At 28.0% G+C, this 18109-nt stretch carries 20 protein-coding genes and 4 pseudogenes; 6 read left to right on the top strand and 18 right to left on the bottom strand.

Features of this window, described 5'->3' with window-relative positions; genetic code table 11:
• Nucleotides 1-183 precede the first annotated feature (183 nt).
• Nucleotides 184-3330 carry a type ISP restriction/modification enzyme gene (locus bhYOR_RS06765; protein ID WP_025434329.1) on the top strand — a complete coding sequence of 1049 codons (3147 nt, stop codon included), beginning with the start codon at nucleotides 184-186 and terminating at the stop codon, nucleotides 3328-3330.
• 708 nt (nucleotides 3331-4038) lie between these two features.
• On the opposite strand, the gene bhYOR_RS08190 is transcribed toward bhYOR_RS06765, so the two are convergent.
• From bhYOR_RS08190 to bhYOR_RS08180, 4 genes are all read right to left on the bottom strand, one after another.
• The gene (locus bhYOR_RS08190; RefSeq protein ID WP_276325104.1) at nucleotides 4039-4161 is read right to left on the bottom strand and encodes a phospho-sugar glycosidase domain-containing protein; all 123 of its coding nucleotides are present in this window, start codon (nucleotides 4159-4161) and stop codon (nucleotides 4039-4041) included.
• Nucleotides 4162-4180: 19 nt separating this feature from the next.
• Nucleotides 4181-4288 (bottom strand): hypothetical protein, encoded by a 108-nt coding sequence (locus bhYOR_RS08185; protein ID WP_281506158.1) that lies wholly within the window; start codon nucleotides 4286-4288, stop codon nucleotides 4181-4183.
• 51 nt (nucleotides 4289-4339) lie between these two features.
• Entirely contained in the window at nucleotides 4340-4666 is a 327-nt protein-coding gene (locus bhYOR_RS08390; protein ID WP_407933134.1) for a MupG family TIM beta-alpha barrel fold protein, read from the bottom strand.
• A gap of 94 nt (nucleotides 4667-4760) precedes the next feature.
• Nucleotides 4761-5129, bottom strand: coding sequence for a MupG family TIM beta-alpha barrel fold protein (locus tag bhYOR_RS08180; protein WP_025434330.1), 369 nt, complete (start codon nucleotides 5127-5129; stop codon nucleotides 4761-4763).
• A 154-nt stretch (nucleotides 5130-5283) separates the two neighbouring features.
• On the opposite strand from bhYOR_RS08180, the gene bhYOR_RS06755 reads away from it, so the two are divergent.
• A complete protein-coding gene (locus tag bhYOR_RS06755) occupies nucleotides 5284-5442 on the top strand; it encodes a DUF261 family protein (RefSeq protein WP_080684314.1) in 159 nt (52 codons plus the stop codon).
• 938 nt (nucleotides 5443-6380) lie between these two features.
• Here bhYOR_RS06755 and bhYOR_RS06750 read toward each other — a convergent pair.
• Genes bhYOR_RS06750 through bhYOR_RS06740 form a run of 3 tightly spaced genes read right to left on the bottom strand, consistent with a single transcriptional unit; the run spans nucleotide 6381 to nucleotide 6992 of the window.
• Nucleotides 6381-6539 carry a hypothetical protein gene (locus tag bhYOR_RS06750; protein WP_155265626.1) on the bottom strand — a complete coding sequence of 53 codons (159 nt, stop codon included), beginning with the start codon at nucleotides 6537-6539 and terminating at the stop codon, nucleotides 6381-6383.
• On the bottom strand, nucleotides 6529-6732 hold the full coding sequence (locus tag bhYOR_RS06745) for an Mlp family lipoprotein (RefSeq protein ID WP_025400416.1): 204 nt from the start codon (nucleotides 6730-6732) through the stop codon (nucleotides 6529-6531). Before bhYOR_RS06745 ends, bhYOR_RS06750 begins: the two co-directional genes overlap by 11 nt.
• A complete protein-coding gene (locus tag bhYOR_RS06740; protein ID WP_025400417.1) occupies nucleotides 6717-6992 on the bottom strand; it encodes a hypothetical protein in 276 nt (91 codons plus the stop codon). The genes bhYOR_RS06745 and bhYOR_RS06740 overlap by 16 nt, the downstream gene beginning before the upstream one ends.
• A 216-nt stretch (nucleotides 6993-7208) precedes the next feature.
• Here bhYOR_RS06740 and bhYOR_RS06735 point away from each other — a divergent pair.
• Nucleotides 7209-7550, top strand: a pseudogene (locus tag bhYOR_RS06735) (variable large family protein); the annotation flags it as partial.
• Nucleotides 7551-7672: 122 nt separating this feature from the next.
• On the opposite strand, the pseudogene bhYOR_RS06730 reads toward bhYOR_RS06735, so the two are convergent.
• Nucleotides 7673-8723, bottom strand: a pseudogene (locus bhYOR_RS06730) (variable large family protein).
• A 196-nt stretch (nucleotides 8724-8919) separates the two neighbouring features.
• Here bhYOR_RS06730 and bhYOR_RS06725 point away from each other — a divergent pair.
• Nucleotides 8920-9351 carry an Mlp family lipoprotein gene (locus bhYOR_RS06725; protein WP_025434331.1) on the top strand — a complete coding sequence of 144 codons (432 nt, stop codon included), beginning with the start codon at nucleotides 8920-8922 and terminating at the stop codon, nucleotides 9349-9351.
• Nucleotides 9352-10088: 737 nt separating this feature from the next.
• Here the strand turns inward: bhYOR_RS06725 and bhYOR_RS06720 are convergent.
• The 9 genes from bhYOR_RS06720 to bhYOR_RS06685 all read right to left on the bottom strand — a co-directional run bounded on the left by bhYOR_RS06720 (nucleotide 10089) and on the right by bhYOR_RS06685 (nucleotide 16054).
• Nucleotides 10089-10664, bottom strand: a complete 576-nt coding sequence (locus bhYOR_RS06720) for a hypothetical protein (protein ID WP_331486844.1) — start codon at nucleotides 10662-10664, stop codon at nucleotides 10089-10091.
• Nucleotides 10665-10869: 205 nt separating this feature from the next.
• A complete protein-coding gene (locus tag bhYOR_RS06715) occupies nucleotides 10870-11322 on the bottom strand; it encodes a hypothetical protein (RefSeq protein ID WP_407933132.1) in 453 nt (150 codons plus the stop codon).
• Nucleotides 11323-11393: 71 nt separating this feature from the next.
• Complete coding sequence (locus bhYOR_RS08385) at nucleotides 11394-11915, bottom strand: ThiF family adenylyltransferase (RefSeq protein WP_281506157.1); 522 nt, start codon at nucleotides 11913-11915, stop codon at nucleotides 11394-11396.
• 711 nt (nucleotides 11916-12626) lie between these two features.
• Complete coding sequence (locus bhYOR_RS06710) at nucleotides 12627-12821, bottom strand: hypothetical protein (RefSeq protein ID WP_025400391.1); 195 nt, start codon at nucleotides 12819-12821, stop codon at nucleotides 12627-12629.
• Nucleotides 12822-12906: 85 nt separating this feature from the next.
• A complete protein-coding gene (gene bdr, locus bhYOR_RS06705; RefSeq protein ID WP_241763746.1) occupies nucleotides 12907-13023 on the bottom strand; it encodes a Bdr family repetitive protein in 117 nt (38 codons plus the stop codon).
• 67 nt (nucleotides 13024-13090) lie between these two features.
• Nucleotides 13091-13621: a chromosome replication/partitioning protein gene (locus bhYOR_RS06700; protein ID WP_025400390.1), complete on the bottom strand. Its 531-nt coding sequence runs from the start codon at nucleotides 13619-13621 to the stop codon at nucleotides 13091-13093.
• A gap of 40 nt (nucleotides 13622-13661) precedes the next feature.
• Complete coding sequence (locus tag bhYOR_RS06695) at nucleotides 13662-14414, bottom strand: ParA family protein (protein ID WP_025400389.1); 753 nt, start codon at nucleotides 14412-14414, stop codon at nucleotides 13662-13664.
• Nucleotides 14390-14950 (bottom strand): DUF226 domain-containing protein, encoded by a 561-nt coding sequence (locus tag bhYOR_RS06690; RefSeq protein ID WP_247088538.1) that lies wholly within the window; start codon nucleotides 14948-14950, stop codon nucleotides 14390-14392. Before bhYOR_RS06690 ends, bhYOR_RS06695 begins: the two co-directional genes overlap by 25 nt.
• 9 nt (nucleotides 14951-14959) lie before the next feature.
• On the bottom strand, nucleotides 14960-16054 hold the full coding sequence (locus bhYOR_RS06685) for a plasmid maintenance protein (protein ID WP_025400387.1): 1095 nt from the start codon (nucleotides 16052-16054) through the stop codon (nucleotides 14960-14962).
• 284 nt (nucleotides 16055-16338) lie between these two features.
• Between bhYOR_RS06685 and bhYOR_RS06680 the strand changes: the two genes are divergently transcribed.
• Together bhYOR_RS06680 and bhYOR_RS06675 are read left to right on the top strand one after the other, a co-directional pair.
• Complete coding sequence (locus bhYOR_RS06680) at nucleotides 16339-16476, top strand: hypothetical protein (RefSeq protein ID WP_155265627.1); 138 nt, start codon at nucleotides 16339-16341, stop codon at nucleotides 16474-16476.
• Between the two features lie 198 nt (nucleotides 16477-16674).
• A pseudogene (locus bhYOR_RS06675) lies at nucleotides 16675-17296 on the top strand (variable large family protein); the annotation flags it as partial.
• Here the strand turns inward: bhYOR_RS06675 and bhYOR_RS06670 are convergent.
• Nucleotides 17236-17991, bottom strand: a pseudogene (locus bhYOR_RS06670) (variable large family protein); the annotation flags it as partial. The pseudogenes bhYOR_RS06675 and bhYOR_RS06670 sit on opposite strands and share 61 nt — an antisense overlap.
• Nucleotides 17992-18109: the final 118 nt, after the last annotated feature.

Below are 18109 nucleotides of genomic sequence, written 5' to 3'. Positions count from 1 at the left end.
TTTAGTTATTATTTTTTTATTGGTGAATTTTTGAAATTCATATTTTTTGATATATACATATATGTATCAAAAAAATTAGTAAATATTATATCAATGATTTTATCATTGATATCTTTGTTTTGTGCTTGTGCTTTTGATGAAAACCTTAAAGTGCTAAAAAGCATAAAATAAGATGTTATATGAATGGATAAAAATATATTTCAAGAATACATAAATAATTTAAAAAGTACTGTAATGGAAGATAAAACAGAACTTACTGATAGAGCACATTTAGAAAAGCTTCTTGACAAGCTTAAACCAAGCCCAAGCATCCAAATTCAACACGAGCCCAGACGCCACAAGGAAGGCTTGGGTGCTCCCGATTTTATTATTAGAAATAACGGAAACATAATAGGTTATATTGAAGTAAAAAAAATTGAACAAAATTTGGACGACACATTAAAGAGTCTTCAAATTGAGAAATACAAACAACTATCAAATAATATTTTACTAACAAATTATATTGAGTTTATATGGATAAAAAATGGAAATCTTAACTTAAGAGAAGTTTTGGTATTTAAAACTGATTTAGAAAAAAATAATACAAAAATTGATAATGCCAAATCAAATAAAATTGTAAGTATTTTAAACGAATTTTTTAAAACCCCTGTTGAAAAGATTGAAAGTGCTGAAAAATTAGCTAGCTTACTTGCAAGAAGAACGAAAATTTTAAAGGATTTAGTAGAACAACACCTGGATTTATATCTAAACTTAAAAAAACAAAATACCTTAGTAGGAACTTATAGTATCATTAAGGGCAATATATATAACAATGAGCTTAAAGTTAGTGAGTTTGCAGACTCAATTGCACAAACTATTGCATACGGATTTTTTCTTGCAAAACTTAATAATACAAGTAACTCAAGAATTGACTTTGATAATATTAAAAAATTCATACCTAATAATTTTGCATTAATACAAGATATACTAAAACTAATTGATAATATTGCAAGCAGTAGGGAATATGATAGTATAAGATGGATACTAGAAGAGCTTATTGATATTGTTAATAATATTGATTCCAAGACGATTTTTGAACAATTTTCATTTACTCAAAATGTAAAATCAAGTGACAATAATGTAAAAGACCCTTATCTCTACTTTTATGAAGACTTCTTGGCTAAATATGACAAAAGTTTAAGAAAAAGTAAGGGGGTGTATTACACGCCACATTCTGTTGTTAATTTTATTGTGAGTAGTTTGAATAAGATTTTAAAATATAATTTTGGTCTAGAGAATGGTTTTGCAAATAGGGAAGAAGTAACTGTACTAGACTTTGCTACTGGTACTGGCACATTTCTACTTGAAGTCATTAAATGCATTTTAAAAGAAATTCCAAAGCAAACTGGAAAACAAAAAGACTACATTAATGATCATATACTTAAAAATATATATGGTTTTGAATATCTTATGGCTCCATATGCAGTTGCTCATTTAAAATTATGTCAATTCTTAAAGAAAGTTTGTGATTTCAAGTTTGGAAATGAACACTTAAGACCACAAATATTTTTAACAAATACTCTTGATGTAACATTAACCTCAAATCAGGAAAGTTTTAAAGCATTTTTTCCTGCAATCAGTGAAGAGAATAAACTCGTTAATGAGATTAAAAATAAACCAATTTTGGTAATTCTTGGTAATCCTCCTTACAATGCAGAATCAAAGAATAATAATAATTATATCTTAAACTTAATTAAAAGTTATAAAACAATGGACAATACACCACTTAATGAAAAAAATATTGTATCATTAAATGATGATTATGTGAAGTTTATCAGATTTTCAGAACACAAAATTGAAAATGCTGATGAAGGACTCCTTGGAATTATTACTAATAATGGATACCTTGATAACATAACATTTAGAGGAATGAGATATCATTTACTTAAAACTTTTGATGAAATTTATATTTTTAATTTACATGGCAACTTAAGGAAAAAAGAAAAAACAGATGATGGTAGCACCGATGAGAATATATTTGATATTCAAACTGGAGTTGCTATTGCTATTTTTATTAAATATAAAGAAAAATCAAAGCAAAATAAACTAGCTAATGTTTACTACAAAAGTATAAAGGGTAGTAGAGAAGAGAAATATAGTTTTTTAGATAAAAATACTATATTTAGCATTGATGCAGAAAAACTTCAATGTAAACCTCCTAATTATTTATTTATTAAAAAAGACTTAAAAATTGAGGATGTTTATAGCAAAGGAGTTTCTTTGGAAGATATTTTTATAGAATATATTGCTGGGATAGAAACCCAAAAAGATAAAATTGCAATTAATTTTACAAAAGAAGAACTTTTAAGCAAACTCAATGACCTAGCTTATCTTGATGAACAGACAGCAAGATATAAGTATGATTTACAGACAGACTCTACGGATTGGAAATTACCAATAGTCCAGCGATTTTTAAAATCTACAAACATCTATGCAAAATATGTTAAGAAAATAGCTTACAGACCATTTGATAATAGATTTATTTACTACACTGAAAGCAAAGGTGTTATAGCAAGGCCAAGATATAAAATAATGAGACATATTTTAGAAATTGAGAATAATATAAGTTTTTTTTCAATAAGAACTTTGTCATTAAATGATTTTCATCATGCATTAGTTTCTTGCAATATTATGGATAAAAATTTTTTTTCAGGATGTAGCTATGTTTTTCCACTTTATATAAAAGAAGATCAAGGGATGCTTGGAGACATAATAAAAGAAAACTTTAAAACTACTTTTAAAGACTTTATTAATTTTAAGTATAGTAAAGAATTTGATGCAAAAGAGATACTTGGCTATATTTATGCAGTACTTTATTCAAAGATTTATAGAACTAAGTTTATTGAATTCTTAAAAATTGACTTTCCAAAAATCATTTTTGTAGATTCAGTTGAAACCTTTGAAAAACTTAGCAAGTTAGGAATTAAACTTATTAATGTTCATTTGATGAAAAATGATTCAGAACTTGATAGCAATATCGGAATACATATTGGAGATAATAATCATATAATAGAAAAAATTTTCTACAATAAAAGTACAAAAGAACTTTATTATAATTCATTGTGTAAATTTATTAACACTCCTTATGAAGTATACAAATATTTTATTGGTGCTTATCAAGTACTTAGGAGTTATCTAAAGTATAGAAAAGGTAGAAAATTAAGTATTGATGAGATTGAATACCTTGAAAAGGTTATTAAAATACTGCATTATACAATTAATATTCAAAAACAGATTGACTTAATAACTTGTAAACTTGAAGAATTTGATAGTCAAAATTGCAATCTATAAACCAAATTATTTGCTTATTACAAAGCATTAGTATCATTGCTTTATGATAAAGAAACTTACAAGTAAGGGGTACTTAAATCAACAAAAGTTGCTTTAGCTCCGATTAAATAGGTAATCAAATTGTATATCTAGAATTAAAACTATAAGCAAATTTACCTTCTTAAGCTCTTCAAACAATTTGGACAATAAACATATTCAATTGACAATCTCAAATGGAAAATCCTTTAAATCCTATTTGAACATTTTAGATAAGTTGCCATAATAGTAAATCTTACCTTGCTTAACTTATTTAATTTAAAATTAGTCTCTAATCTACTACCTTTAATTTTAAATTACTAATAATTACCCCATCAAGATAAAGTGTATTTACATTAATACTTTTAACACTAAAAGCATATTTAAACCTACGTCTATAATAGAAATTACAATAGAAACTACGTTAATATTAACGTTTTATATTCAAATAAAAAGATAGTAATAAATCAATAATATATTTTTATGAAGGTAATTGTGACTCATACTTGAACGTACTATAAATGTAGAGTATAAACAAAATGCCATTTTTAGAAAAAACCATAGGACAATATCTTTAAAACAAACTCCCTATTTTTGACTTAAAAAGCTTTTAAGCATTGAATAATTTTTTCGAATTAGCCTTAGCATTCAAACCCTGAAAACAACTTACATAACATTAATAAAAATTTTTATTTAGATTCTATAATTTTTAAATTTTTCCCAAGCTTCTATCTCATCAAGAAGGTATAATTCATCTTCATGTATTTTACCCACTACATTAACGAGACTATTATTAGGTGTATTTTTGAGTGCCATTGAAATTCTCCACTATATCCTAAATATTTAAAAAATCTATTAATAAATCGCCTTTTTTAATCTCATCGGGTGAATGTACTATTAAGTTTTTATCCTTATAGTATTCTCTGGCCTTGCTTGATCTAATTCTATAGGAAGTCAGATCTCCTCTATTAAAATGTAAATTATCTAAACTTATTTATCTTTCTATATAAGTTATATTAAGATTTAATCTAGCTTTCAATTCTAATATATACCTATTTACTCTAGATATTTTCTTTGGCTTTAAATCACTTGGGAAGCAATTTGAGATTAATACCGCGTCCATATCTTCTTTAAAAAGATCTTTAGTTTGGAGTTCAATATCTTTATTTTTATGTTTTTCTAGTGTAGGAACACCATCTTTTTCAATTTCTCTTGCACATTCTTCTGCTACATTTGAACTAACAAATGCGGCTGGTAGGTATTGAGGTTTGCTTAAATTTTTGCGTTGTTTTTCTAAAGAAATCCCTTGAAAGGTCTGTATATCGGTGTAGATAAAATTATGATATCCAAGTAAATTATTTTTATTTGGCTTAAAAACATTATGGTGTTTATGTGATTGTTGATACTACTTATATTTAATTCAATTTTAAGTTGCCATCATTAAAGGTCATTAAGAATTCTTCAATTCCTGTAAATGAAAGATCAAGTCTAATAGCCCATATCCCAAGTCTTTTGAAATAATCAAGTTTATAACAATTTTTCAGATCCCTTAAATCAATATTAAGTTTTTTTAAAATTTTGGGATTAACATCTACAATTGGTTTCATGTCATATTTTCTTGCTATATCGATACTTTCTTTGAAAGTAATAAATTCATCCCCATCAATATGAAGTAACGATGCAAATACTCTCGTAAACCCTAAAGATACACTTTTTTCAAGATACTCAATAATTTTATTTTTTGGACTTACAATCGGATATATTGATATTTCCATTTCTTTCATTTTAAACACCTCTTAAACTTTATCTTTAGACAATGCATTAATAGCTTTTTAATTGATTATGGAACAATGAATGGTGAGAATGTATTGAAGAAAGATACAATTTAATATTGGTGATATTAACAATAATTGTTACTAATTTATTTAGTTAGGATATATGAAAAATAATTGTTATATTCTAAACTCATTCGGTATACTTCAAAGTTTTGGTATTAAGACAAGTATGCTGTGGGAAAGTCATATTTATAGATGCACAGGTAATGAATTTGAGATAAGTGAAGTTAAGATCAAAGGTGTTCCGGGATATCATTTATAGCATCGGATTTATCTTCACTAATAACTACTTCTCTTATGCAAATACTACTTCTTTTCTTTGCTACATTAACACGTAAGGAATATAAAATAAAATCACTATTCATTTATTTTGACGCGTCAGTAAGTTTTACATTTTGTATCTCAACGTCTCTATAGCCATTAATTGATAACAAGTATACAGTCCCATTCTGCTATTGGCTTAGTGAGTTTAAGCTCTTTTATATACCGCTTAAACATATGATTTGTCTTATTTTTAAAGTAAAACCCTTACAGAAGTGTTTTTTGATTGTTTAGTCTTATCTTTTTAAGTGTGCTTTTAAGTTGTGACAATTCTTCATTTCATTTTATTAACTCTGTAATTTTAAAATTAAGGTTATCAGTAGTTAGGTGTTCTTTTTTCGTGCAATTTTGTCTTTAACTAAAAGCTATCAAAATACTTAAATGCAAAATCAATTTTGCAGTCATTTTATTGTATGTAAATATTGCTTGTAGAGTATCTATTGTTAATAGTAAGAAGCCTTTTTAAGGCAAGGGCCCGCGGGGGGGGGGCGCGGGGCCCCGGGGATCCTTTAACAAATCCTTACTATTTTACTTTACAATTACTCTATTTATCATTTTAGTAATTTTGTACTTTGTAATGATACTTGTTTACTTTTAAAATTTAATTTCTTCTACTCTGTCAACTACGAATTAATTTTTTCTCTTCTTTGAACATTTTTGTAATCAGTTTAGCTTGACTTAGTTGTGTTCCTCTTAAATCTCTCTTTTTAATTACCTTTCTTAAATCGACTTTCTTAAATTTTACTTTTATTCTTATTTATTTGTTGGCATAAGAATAACCATCTAGTATTTTACACATGCTTTGTGTTTTTTATTATTTAAATTACCAGATTTCTTTATCATTATTCCTTTATTTAAAGGCATATCCGATTAATTTTTCTATTGTAAAAGTTGGAACAGATTTACTGAACCATGGTATGAAAGATCGCTTTTAAGATGTTCAAGCATTGTTTCATTACTATATTCGTTAAAAATGTGCTCTAGAGTAGATTTGGAATATATGTATATGGCATTACTTCCATTATGATCATTTGCCACCATCATCACCTTGACAACTGCCGGTTTTATTGACTTGATAGTTAATACCATCGCTTATATAAATATCAAAATCTTTATTACTTGCTTTTAATTTTCTCTTATCATTTAAGAAGTTATAAGCAATAGTAAAAGCATTAGCTAATTCTTTTTGTTTTGGTATTTTACCATAAAGCCAATTCAAAAATTTAAGCATTTATGCAGTCGATTTTTGTTAAGTTGATGCTGTGGTGCTAAAAGTACCTTATTAAATGCATGTTTTAATGAATTAAATTTTCTTTTTTCATCATCGGTCAGAGTGATAACCGTTTCTATGTTTCTAGGATTTCTTTTTTGTAAACCGTTCCTAGTCTCTTTAGAGCTACTTAGTGATTGTACTTTAGCTGCTTCATTATTTTTACAACAATACAAAGATAATGTACCGCAAAATATTAATAGCTTTATAAATTTAACCATATTATTCTTTCTCTTTTTTTAATCTTTAGGCAATAGTATAAACTAGTTATTTTAATAATGTATAGATATTTGTGTGGGTGTAAGTGGTTATTGATTGTGTAAAGTTTACTTCTCGTTATAGGGTTTATGCTTACTTAAACTGTGGTCAAAGAAGTATGAATAGGTTAAAGAAATCATTTTATGAGTATGTTGCATATTTCAGTGAAGGTTGGCTGAAATAATGGTGATGCTGCTAAGCTAGCTAAGAATAGTGTCGCTATTGCTCAAGCTGGTGTCGCTGCTGATGCAAAAGATGGAACTATAGCGAGAGCTATAGCTTTAAGAGCAATGGCTAAAGGTGGTAAGTTTGCTAATGGTACTGCTGGTAATGATGTTGCTACTGCAGTTAAAGGAGCAGCAATAAGTGCAGTTACTAAGGCACTAGATACATTAACTATTGCAATAAGGAAAACAATTGACGGGGGCCTTAAAACAGTTAAAGAAGCTATGAAAATTAATGCCAATGATACTCCTATAAGTCCTGAACAGAGCACTCCTAAAGCTACTACTAATAACTGATAAGAAATAAATATTAAATAATAAAATTATTATAAGGTAAACTACCCCTCTGCATCAATAACAAGAAAAGTTTCCCTTACAATAACTTTATCCTTTATACTTACCCCTAACTAGTTATTTATTTACTGCCCATTAGTTGTTGCTTCTGCAGGATTAGTTGCTTCTGCTGACTTATCTTCTTGTTTAACTGTAGCTAATGCTTCATTTATTGTTTTTAATCCACTATCAACTGTATTCCTTATTGCTATTATTAGAGTACTTAATGTCTTACCTACTGCACTTGCTGCTGCTCCATTTACTGCATGGGCAGATTTCTCTTCATTATTCTTAGCAGCGAATTTACCATCCTTTGCCATTGCCCTTAATGCTATACCAGCTGCAATAACTGCATCCTTTTGTACTTCAGCTACTTCAAGTTCCTTAGCAGCTTCTTTTTTAGCAACAGCAATCTCTGCCGCATTCTTTGCTTTCTTAATCTCAATTTCACCAACACCAGCTTCATCAGACTTAGCAATAGCTTGCAAGATGTCAGCACCACTTACTACCCCTATTGATGCACTTGCTGCTGCTGCATGTGCTTCTGCTCCATCAGCAGCGTTAGTACCAAACAACTTGCCAATTGATTTCTTCTCAGCTTCTGCTGTCTTAGTAGCGTCTGCATTTCCCTCATCCTTTTTTAAAACTACTCCAACTATTTCTTTAATTCCTTTAACAAGAGCGTTAACACTTGCTGCTTCTGCAGGTGCCGCATCCTGACCAGCAGTAGGAGCACCACCAATCTTATCTTCTCCTGTAGCACCTTTGGCTGCTTCTTTTGCACCTTTTGCAATCTTATCTAATGTGTCAGTGATAAACGTATCAACAACTGTTTTAACTTTTACGTAATTACCGTTCTTTGCAACTTCATCTTGCAACTTCTCTTTAACTGTTGTCATAGTGCTCTCAATATCAGTAAAATACTTACCTATATCACTTTTCTTAGTATCAGCCTTAATACCAAAAGCTCCAATAACCATATCTTTAAAAGTCACAAAAACATCTAAGAATCCCTTTGCCTAAATTAGCTATAGATGTTAAATATACATGTTTAGGATCCTCTGCAACCCCACCGCTATTACAGCTTACTAATACCATAAATAAAGTCATTATTATTGCACTTATTCTTTTTCTCATTTTTTTACGTGCTCCCTTATTACTCTTCTCTATAAATCAAAAAGCTAAATAGCCAAAAAAGCTTTTTCAACCTACTAAAATGCAAAAAAAGTAATAATTTTTACAAAAACAATACATACTTACAAAAATCCACACATCACCAAAAGAACTGCTATATATTGTTTAAATCACAAATATTAAAAATAAGGGGATTTATATGAGTAAAATTAATTTTGTTTTGGTTTTATTACTACTAATTAGTAGTTGCGGTCAAGATACCAATAAGGACAAAGGAATTAAAAGCAGATCTAAAAGAGACGACTTAAGGGAACAAGCACAAGAAGTACAAAAAACACCTGAGGAAGCATTAAGAGACAAGTTAAGTGATAACCAAAAACAAGGATTAAACTTCTTAAAAGGGGCTTTGGGTGATGATAATGATTTTAAAAAATTTTTAAGTTTTGATGAATCTAAGATAAAGTTTGCACTAGATCATATACAGAGTGAGCTTGCAAAATGTACAGGTGACAATGCTAGCCAGCAAAAGGAAACTTTTAAACAAATAGTAAAAGGTTCATTTGAAGGTAATAGTAATGATTTAGATAAATTTAAAGAACAAGCATCAAGCACTTGTGGGACAGGTGGATAAATAAGACCCATAACACAAAATTCAGATGCTGTTTTGGAAAAAATTAAAAAAGCGTATTTAAAAAATAAAGATTTAAGAGAAAGTGAAGCAATCAAAAACAATAACAAAGCAAATAAATAGAAATTCTCACAAAAGAATTAGATAAAGAAATCAATTAAACTGATTACAAAAATGTTAGAAGAAGAGAGAAAAATTAAGTTATGGTAAAAAGGAAGGGGGATTAAACCCTGTAGAGGGAAGCAATAAGAAACTATAATTTTGTGCCAAAATATCAAAATCATATAACTACTTGATGAAAGTAATTCATTATTTACTTTTAAAGTATTAAACACAAATTCAAATTTACTTTATGTCTTCTCTTTTATTATCCGTAAATTTATATATCACAAGGATAGATAAAATACAAAAAATAAGTATTAATAAAATAAATGTATTTATTATGCTTATAAAGCTAGCTAAAATTGAACATGCTGTCAATACTAAAAATGAAAATAAACGAGATATTGTACTATTAATAGAAGCTATAGTCCCTAAGATTTTTGAATCTATATTTTTTCGTAAAAAATATTCTAAATTATTAGAATAAAGAGAAACTAAAATTACGAGAAATGTCATTATAGTAATAAATACGTAAATATGTGAAACTATTTTTATTAAAATTGATAATAAAAATATGATACCTAAAATAACATAAGAATCATAGCTTGAATGTCTAATTTTTTTAAATACCCATGCTCCTATAATATTTGATAAACGAAATAATATATATATAATTCCAAATATACTAATAGGAACATTTTTATCAATAAAAATTGCTTGCCAGTACAAATAAAAAGGTTGAAAAAAAACTGAATAGAACTAATTAAAATAAATAACTCTATTAACATTTTAGATTTTAATAACGTAATTATATTACTTTTAAATTGATTAATATATAATTTTAAACATTCCTTCTTATGATCCGTATTTTTATCACTTGATATAAAAAAAATTGTAATTAAAGATGAGGCTAGATACAGAAATAATGAAATAAGATAAATTTTTTCATCAACATATAAAAATAATACACTTCCTGCATATCCACCTGAAATAGCACCAATACCTAAAATTATTTTCATAGATGATATAAATGCTTTTAACTTTTTCGAATTACTTTGATATACACGAGTAAAACTAACATCAATTGTACCAGTATTAACTGCAGATGACATACCATATATAAACCAAGCAATACAAAGAATTATAAATGATGATGTTTGAAAAATAATAAAATAAGCAATCATTGATAAAAAAATCGATGATAAATAAACAATTTTTCTATCAAAAATATCTGATATTACACCTGAAGGAAGTTCAAAAAAATAATTGCTAACATATAAAACATTTGCACTATAGCAATATCTCTCAATTGCAAACCTTTATTTATTAAAATAATAGTTAAAACAGCATGTGGCAATGTCCTTGCAAATTCCGATAAAAATAATGAATAAAAATAATATCTTTGATGCTTACACTCTATCATAAATTTTTATTACAATTACAAAATTTATTTTTTTTAATATTAATAAAATGATATGAAAAATCATGATTGCTAATACCAATTCGCTTATTTAAAGAATTAATCCTTTCATATTCACCTCCAAAATAAAACATTATATCAATAATAGCCATACTTGAGGCAATTGCATTATTAGTAAAAAAAGAAGGGGCTTGATAATCCTTATTTGCAAGTATTATTTTGTCTTCTATCATAGAAGATGATGGCATTTTTATAACTCCAATATCAGTACAATAGGAACAAGACGAAATATCAGGAATATAAAATGGACCAATAACTGAAAAATCATTAAGATAGCCAATATTTATAAATGGAACAGAATATTCAATACAAAATTTATTAACTAAAGGAAGACAATAATCATCATCCGCTGATAATACTATTAAAGATGGTTTAATTTTTGAATTACACAAAATACTTTCTAGTACCTTTGTTGAAACTTTTTGTTTATATGTTTGAGTCTTAATAATTTTATTTAGTGATTTTATTTTTTTTCAATTATATCTACTTTATTACCTCCTATAAAATCATAATCAAATAAAAATTGTCTATTTAAGTTAGATTCTTCTATTTTATCTTCATCTATAAAAGTCATAGATCCTAATCCCAAAGTAGCAAGAGAATAAGTCATAAAATTTCCAATACCACCACATCCAATGATAATAACATGCTCTTTTTCTAAATTAAAATTTTCTGGATGTGTTAATAAAAGATCTAGGAAATATTTATTTTTTAGATAAATACCATTTTGAGGATGTGTATGTGTATAAAAAGGAATTAATATTTTCTTATCTAAGGACAACTTAATAGTTTTACTATTAATATTATTTTCAGTAGCAAATGATATTAATTCTTCATATGTTTTTTCATTCTGTGCAAATATTACGATATCAAGCAAATGCTCAAACAGACTATCATCTACTTCAATTTGAAATTGACCTAAATTAATAAGATTCCCCGAAGTGGATTTATTAAAAAACGAAGTTGGATTTTTTATATAAGTCATTTTTATAACCTTTAAATATTTAAAATCTAGCATACCAAATGCTTATAAACAACTTGATACACTCGATTTTAAGTCTCAGTTAAGTGTTTTTCCACGCATAATCGCTACCTCCGTTAAGCTTATTTTTTTATATAATTCATTAAAAAAATGAATTTATTTTCAAGATATTAAATTCTATATCATTCTCCATAAAAATACTTCTCATTTTTTTGTAAATTATTTATTAATATAAATAACACAATATCTTTTTGTTTGTCTAATTCCTTTGTATTTTCATCTTATCATAATTTCATTTGTTCTGATAGGAACAACTTGGATATAGAGCATTGTAGTTGAAATATCTGCATGGCCTGCAATTCCTTGAACTAATTCTAATATTTTGGGTTTCCCCATATATTTCTGTAAGGCAGGTGTGTCTCAACAGATGAAAATATATTTTTTTGTTAAACTTTAATTTAATAGATTCTCTTTTTATCATTTATTGTAAGGTTTTGTATTAAGTGATTCTCCATCTGTACCTGGAAAAACATAAAATCTACCAAAATATTGAATTTATTAAACCTGAATATAAAAATTTAGAGCTTAATTAAACATCCTTAATAGAATTCTTAATTAAGCTCTAAAGGCTACTTGAAATGATCATAGTACAGGTAGCACTAAAACAAATAGCACTACTGACAATAATTAGCATACAATAAATCTAAAGTAAAATCAACTATTCTTATTTTTTAATATCATTACCCTTTCCCAGAATAGTTCGCTATTATATACAAAAATAAAAGTAATAATGAGCATTCCTATTAATGAAATAAAGTTTAACATTCTATTTCCTACCTTAAGCTTTTCTAGTAACACTGCAGTACTATTTTTCAACTCTTCTTTTAAGATCGCATTATCTTTTTTCATTTCTTCTCTTAAGACTGTATTATTATTTTGTATTTTTTAAGTAAATTGCATTCTAAATTAGATATGTCCTTTTGCAAATTCTTCCCTACATTAAATCATTTGTTATTCTAATAAATTCATTTTTTCTCTGTAAGACTTCATAATGATAATTATCATTATGAAGTAAAATAAAACCTGCTACTTCTTCAGTAAACCCCCTCATTTAAGAAATCCATCCTTAAATCTTCTGCTCTATATGTTCTATACACTAAATTATTCATAAACGCTCTTTATTTATTTTTTGTTTTAAAAATTTCAAATTCATTTTGAAGTTGTCTCAGCCAATCCTTTTTACTTGAAAAGAGAATATCTAATATGAAGCCTGTAAATCTTGCATTTTTCTTATAAAAATCATAACTCTCTTGACTCTTAAGTTGAAAACGTAATGGTTTTATTAGATTGCGTTTGGACTTTTTTAACTTATTTGATGTAGTTCTTAAAAATGCAATCGCTTGCGTAATTCCATTTTCTACTACATAGCTCTCGTCCAAAATACCATTTTCCAAAGCCGTTGCTATCTTTAAATAATCATAAGCCTGACTTCTTGCCAACTTATAATCTTTAATAAAATCTTCAAATATTCTATATCCATCTAACTTATAATACTCATTATCTTTTATTTCTTTTAAAATTTTAATGGCTTCCATTTTATAATAAATTTCTTGTTGAAAATTAGATTTTAACTTTTGTTTTAGCTTATTGTAATAACCCTTAATCTCATCCAATGTTTCTAAATTTCTTTTATTTATTATAATATCCATTTATGCCGCCTTTCTTGCTACGATAAGAAATAATGTCCAGTTAACTGGACATTGAAATCCTTTTTAAAAAATTATTTAATATACTTTCATACTCTAATATATAATCTTTACCCAAATTGAATATATCATTTTTTGCTATTTTTTTGTTTAAATCTTCTCGTTCCGATACTAATCCCAAAAAATTCTTATCTTCTTTAAGCAAATTAAACAGTTCTTTATGGGTATTATTTTTTTTAAATCTTGTTATAATTATAAAAACAGGAATTTCTATCGCTAGGTCATCGATAGAAAAACTCAAAAGCTCCAAGCTCTCAACTGCCCATTTTTCTGCAGTCATAGGTACTATTATATAGTTGCTAACTACAAGAGCGTTGGTTAAAGTATAATCTAAGCTAGGATTTGTATCTATTATTATATAATCATAATCTAATTCTAAATTTTGCAATTGTTTTTGCAGTTTAATCTCCTTGAATGTTATTGCCTCTTTATTAAACTTATGCAAACTTAAGTAGCTAGGAATTAAATCTAGATTGCTTCCAATATTTATAATTGAATCATGAATGCCTACATTGTTCCTTAAAACTTCGTATATATTAATGGTTTTCAAATCTATATTCCGCTTTTCTATTGTCATAAAAAAATAACTAGTAACTGAAGCTTGAGTATCCATATCTATTAAAAGCACTTTATGTTTTTGGGCTAATAAAGTTGCAAATATCAAACAAGTTGTACTTTTGCCAACACCACCCTTAATACTTGCAATTGTTATTATTTTTGTCTTTTTTTTATCCATTTCGTTATAAGACCCCCATCTGGTAATTTTTTATTGTAAAATTCATATACTTGCTCCTCTAAGTTCACAAGTTTTTCAATTAAAGATTTGTAATATTTCGTATCAATTTTTTCTTTCCTAAGCAAGTAAGAAATTCCTTTAATATAGCAAAAGACACTTCCCTTTTGAAATCTAAATTCTATGTAGTAAACTTTTGAAAACGTGACTACTTTCATTACCCCATTCTCCTCATATCTTGTTATGATGTTTCTTATTGGTTTTCTGTAGCCATAATAAATACCCAAAAACTTATCATCATCCCTTAAAGCAAATAAACTAAAAAGTTCTATTTTTGATTGATTAAACAAGCCCCTCAACGCGATAAAAAACTTATACTTTTGTCTTTTATCAACCCCAAATGCAAGGAAATCCATCATGATTTTTGTGTGATATAACGTCCTGTTATTATAACTTTCTATCTTGGTGAAGATGGGCTTGTCTCTTTTTTCCTTAATTTCTAATTCCTTTCTTTTACGGCGTTCTAATACACTCTCCATAACTAATCCTTAACTGGTAATTTTCTCAGATTCTCCTAATTTTAAATAATTCCCACCATCCCCTACTAATTCTAAAAGCTCATGGTAATAATGATTACTAAATACCTTGCTATACTCTAATTTATCCTGTTTACTCAAATAATTTTTTAATATTGATACTAAAACCGATGTGTCCACTTTATCTCTTAACTGATCAAGAAGTATGCTAAATACGTTGTTCCTAGTGCCTTTTGCATCTTCTTTTATAATTGTTTTAACATGCTCAACTGTATTTTTAATCTTTCCTATTATCTTCTTTAAATCACTGTATTTATCATTTTCTATGATAAAGTGCGGTTTGTTTTGATATTGCTCGTATACGCTTTGTATTTGGGTTTCTAACTGTTTATCGTCATAGCCTTCGTTTTCTAAGTTAGTTTTTATTTCACTTAGTATTCTACTTAATTCTTTCTGTTTACTTTTAAGCTTGCTTTTATTTGGCTTAATACTATTGATTTTTTTGTATGTACTGTTTTCAGATGTTTTGGATATTCTTAGTAGTTTAATCTTGTCTTCTTTGCTTATTTTTAGATCGAGAATAAAGTAGAAGTTATTTGATTTGAAATTGCATTTCTTGGCGTATTTCTTTATTTGTAGTCTTTCTATAGATTTTGAATTCTTTTCTTTCTCTTTATTATTATATATATTATAAGAACACTCCCATTTTTCTACATTGCTATTTTGATTACAAGTTTTTTTAAGATATTCATTAACGCGATTTTTGTGTCTGTTTGCTTTTTTATCTCTAAAGAGTTTATTGATTATGCTGTAACATTCTTTCTTGGGATATTTAAGTTCATAATAAATTTCAGTTCCCATGTTAACCCCCAAATGCCTGTGATAATTAATTGTTATTTTAAATTCTTTTTTTAATTTATAAAGATAGCTTTGTAGTGTTTTAAGTTTAACAGGCTTTTGACCATTTCTTTTCATATTATTATTGAAATAATAAAGTATGTCACTTTGGGTATATTGTTCAAGATTTAGGTTCATATAATTTAGTGTTGATATCAAAACGATTAATTTATGTTGGTATTTGTTGGTAGGTTTTTTTGTGCTTTTCATATGTTTTCTCCTGTACTATGAATTTATATTATCCATGATAACTCAATAAATATTAAAAAGTAAACAGTTCTTTTAGTAAAAAGATTTTTGTATAAAATTAACAAAAAATAATATAACAAAAACAAATGGGAATAAAGTAGGGGTTGGCATGCAACAATTTGGTTTGTATTATCAAAAAATGTTAGAAGATTTTGAGTCATTTGCGTTTCAAGGCCAAGGGCGGATTAAGGATAAACAGAAGGGTACAAGCAAAATAAGCAGAATAGGACGTAAGCTTCCGAAAGTTGGCAAAACCGCATGTTTCAAGTTTAACAATTAAGGTTAAATTTAGTATTCAACGTCAAGAGCTGTCTAGAATTGGGGCAAGTGAAATTGAAAGCATGTTTATTGGTGTTGATAGTGTTGCAACGCTAATGTTTTAAAAGGTTTTGGGAGCTGTGGATATAGAAATTCCATTTGAAGAAAAGTTAAGCATGAGAAAAGGAAAGGTATTAGAAAATTTAAGTTTTGATGAATTTGTACGTATGTATGGTGATGAAGTTGCTGTTTTTCATAAAAATAAATATGCTAATGGGATAGACAAGTATAATTATTTCAAACGCGTTAAGGATGGTGATAACTTGGTTGGTTCAACAATAGATGGGTGGTTTGCAAAGAATAACTTTTTAAAGTTTGTAGTAAGTTTAGGAAATGATTTTTTAAATGTGTTCACATCATTTGGGGATATAGTTTCCAAGTATTAGGTTTTAGTACAGAGACAAAAAATCTGATGTTGGAGCTTATTTTAAGACAGTACAAGATACTATACAAGGCACTAAGGACAAGCTTAATAAAATTGTTGCTGACATGAAGAGAGAAGGAAATCCTAATGCTTCTGCAACTGAGACTGCTGTAAACAAACTAATTACTGAAACACTTGATAAGATAATAGAAGGCGCTAAGATCGTTAGTGAGGTTATTGGAGATGCTAATGATCCAATTGGTAATGTTGCTGCTCAGAATGCTGCTGGTGTTGCTGGGACTGAAGTTGATAAACTAGTAAAAGGAATAAAGGCAATTGTAGAAGTGGTTCTTAAAGACAAAGGAAATGCTGATGCCGGAAATGATAAAAAAGCCGAAGATGGTTCTACCGCAAGAACCGCTGCTGGTAATGGTGAAGCAGGTAAATTGTTTGCTGCTGCTAATGATGCTAGTATTTCCTTGCCACTTACTGTTGCTAGTATTGCTGCAGCTTTAGCTACATCTCCTGCATCTGGATTAGTATTTGTAGATAATATCTTAGCACCATCCTTATTATCTGCGCCTTCATTTGCTTTTAATGTTGTATTTCCTGTTTCTAGCTTTACAACACCTGCATTAACTGATTCCTCTACTATCCCTTTAAATGCATCATATGCTGCTTTTAACTTAGGCTCATCTGGTGTTGTTCCTACACCTTGAACAGTATTTGCATCTCCTACCTTGTTAGCATCACCTACTTGACCTAAAGAGTCTAAATGGGTTTTTAATGTGCTTAAAGTAGTTTTAGCAGAATCAACTGCACTTCTAATTGCCACAGCTATTGCTCCATCTTTAGCTCCCTCTCCTTCTACCTTTGAGTTTTTTGCTACCTCTTCTAATTCATCTGATGCTTTTCCAAGCTTCTCACCTAAGCTGTTAAAATAATCTCCTACATCACTCTTCTTTGTAGTTGATTTAGCAGTAAAGCCTAATGTATCTGAGAGTAACTCTAAAAATGAATAAAAGGCATTCTCAGCACTTCTACCTACCTCCATTAGCACTGCACTTAAACTCCCCACCCCTTGTTGCTCTACTCCCGCTGTTCCAGGATTACCTGAGTTTGCAGCCTGTTGTCCACTCCCACAACTAAGAAGTAAAAATAAAGTCATCAATAACGCACTTAAAGTAATTCTTTTCATTATTACGTGCTTCCTTATTAACTCAGAGGACTAGATAAAAACAAAAGATAAGAGCATAGGTGCTTTAACCTTTCAAATATTGAGCTTGATGAAACAATTATCAAAGTTTAATTGTATTTAACAAAAATTTAAACGA

The organism is Borrelia nietonii YOR, from assembly GCF_023035795.1.
GTDB classification, from domain to species: domain Bacteria; phylum Spirochaetota; class Spirochaetia; order Borreliales; family Borreliaceae; genus Borrelia; species Borrelia hermsii.
This window is presented reverse-complemented; position numbering and strand designations above follow the sequence as displayed.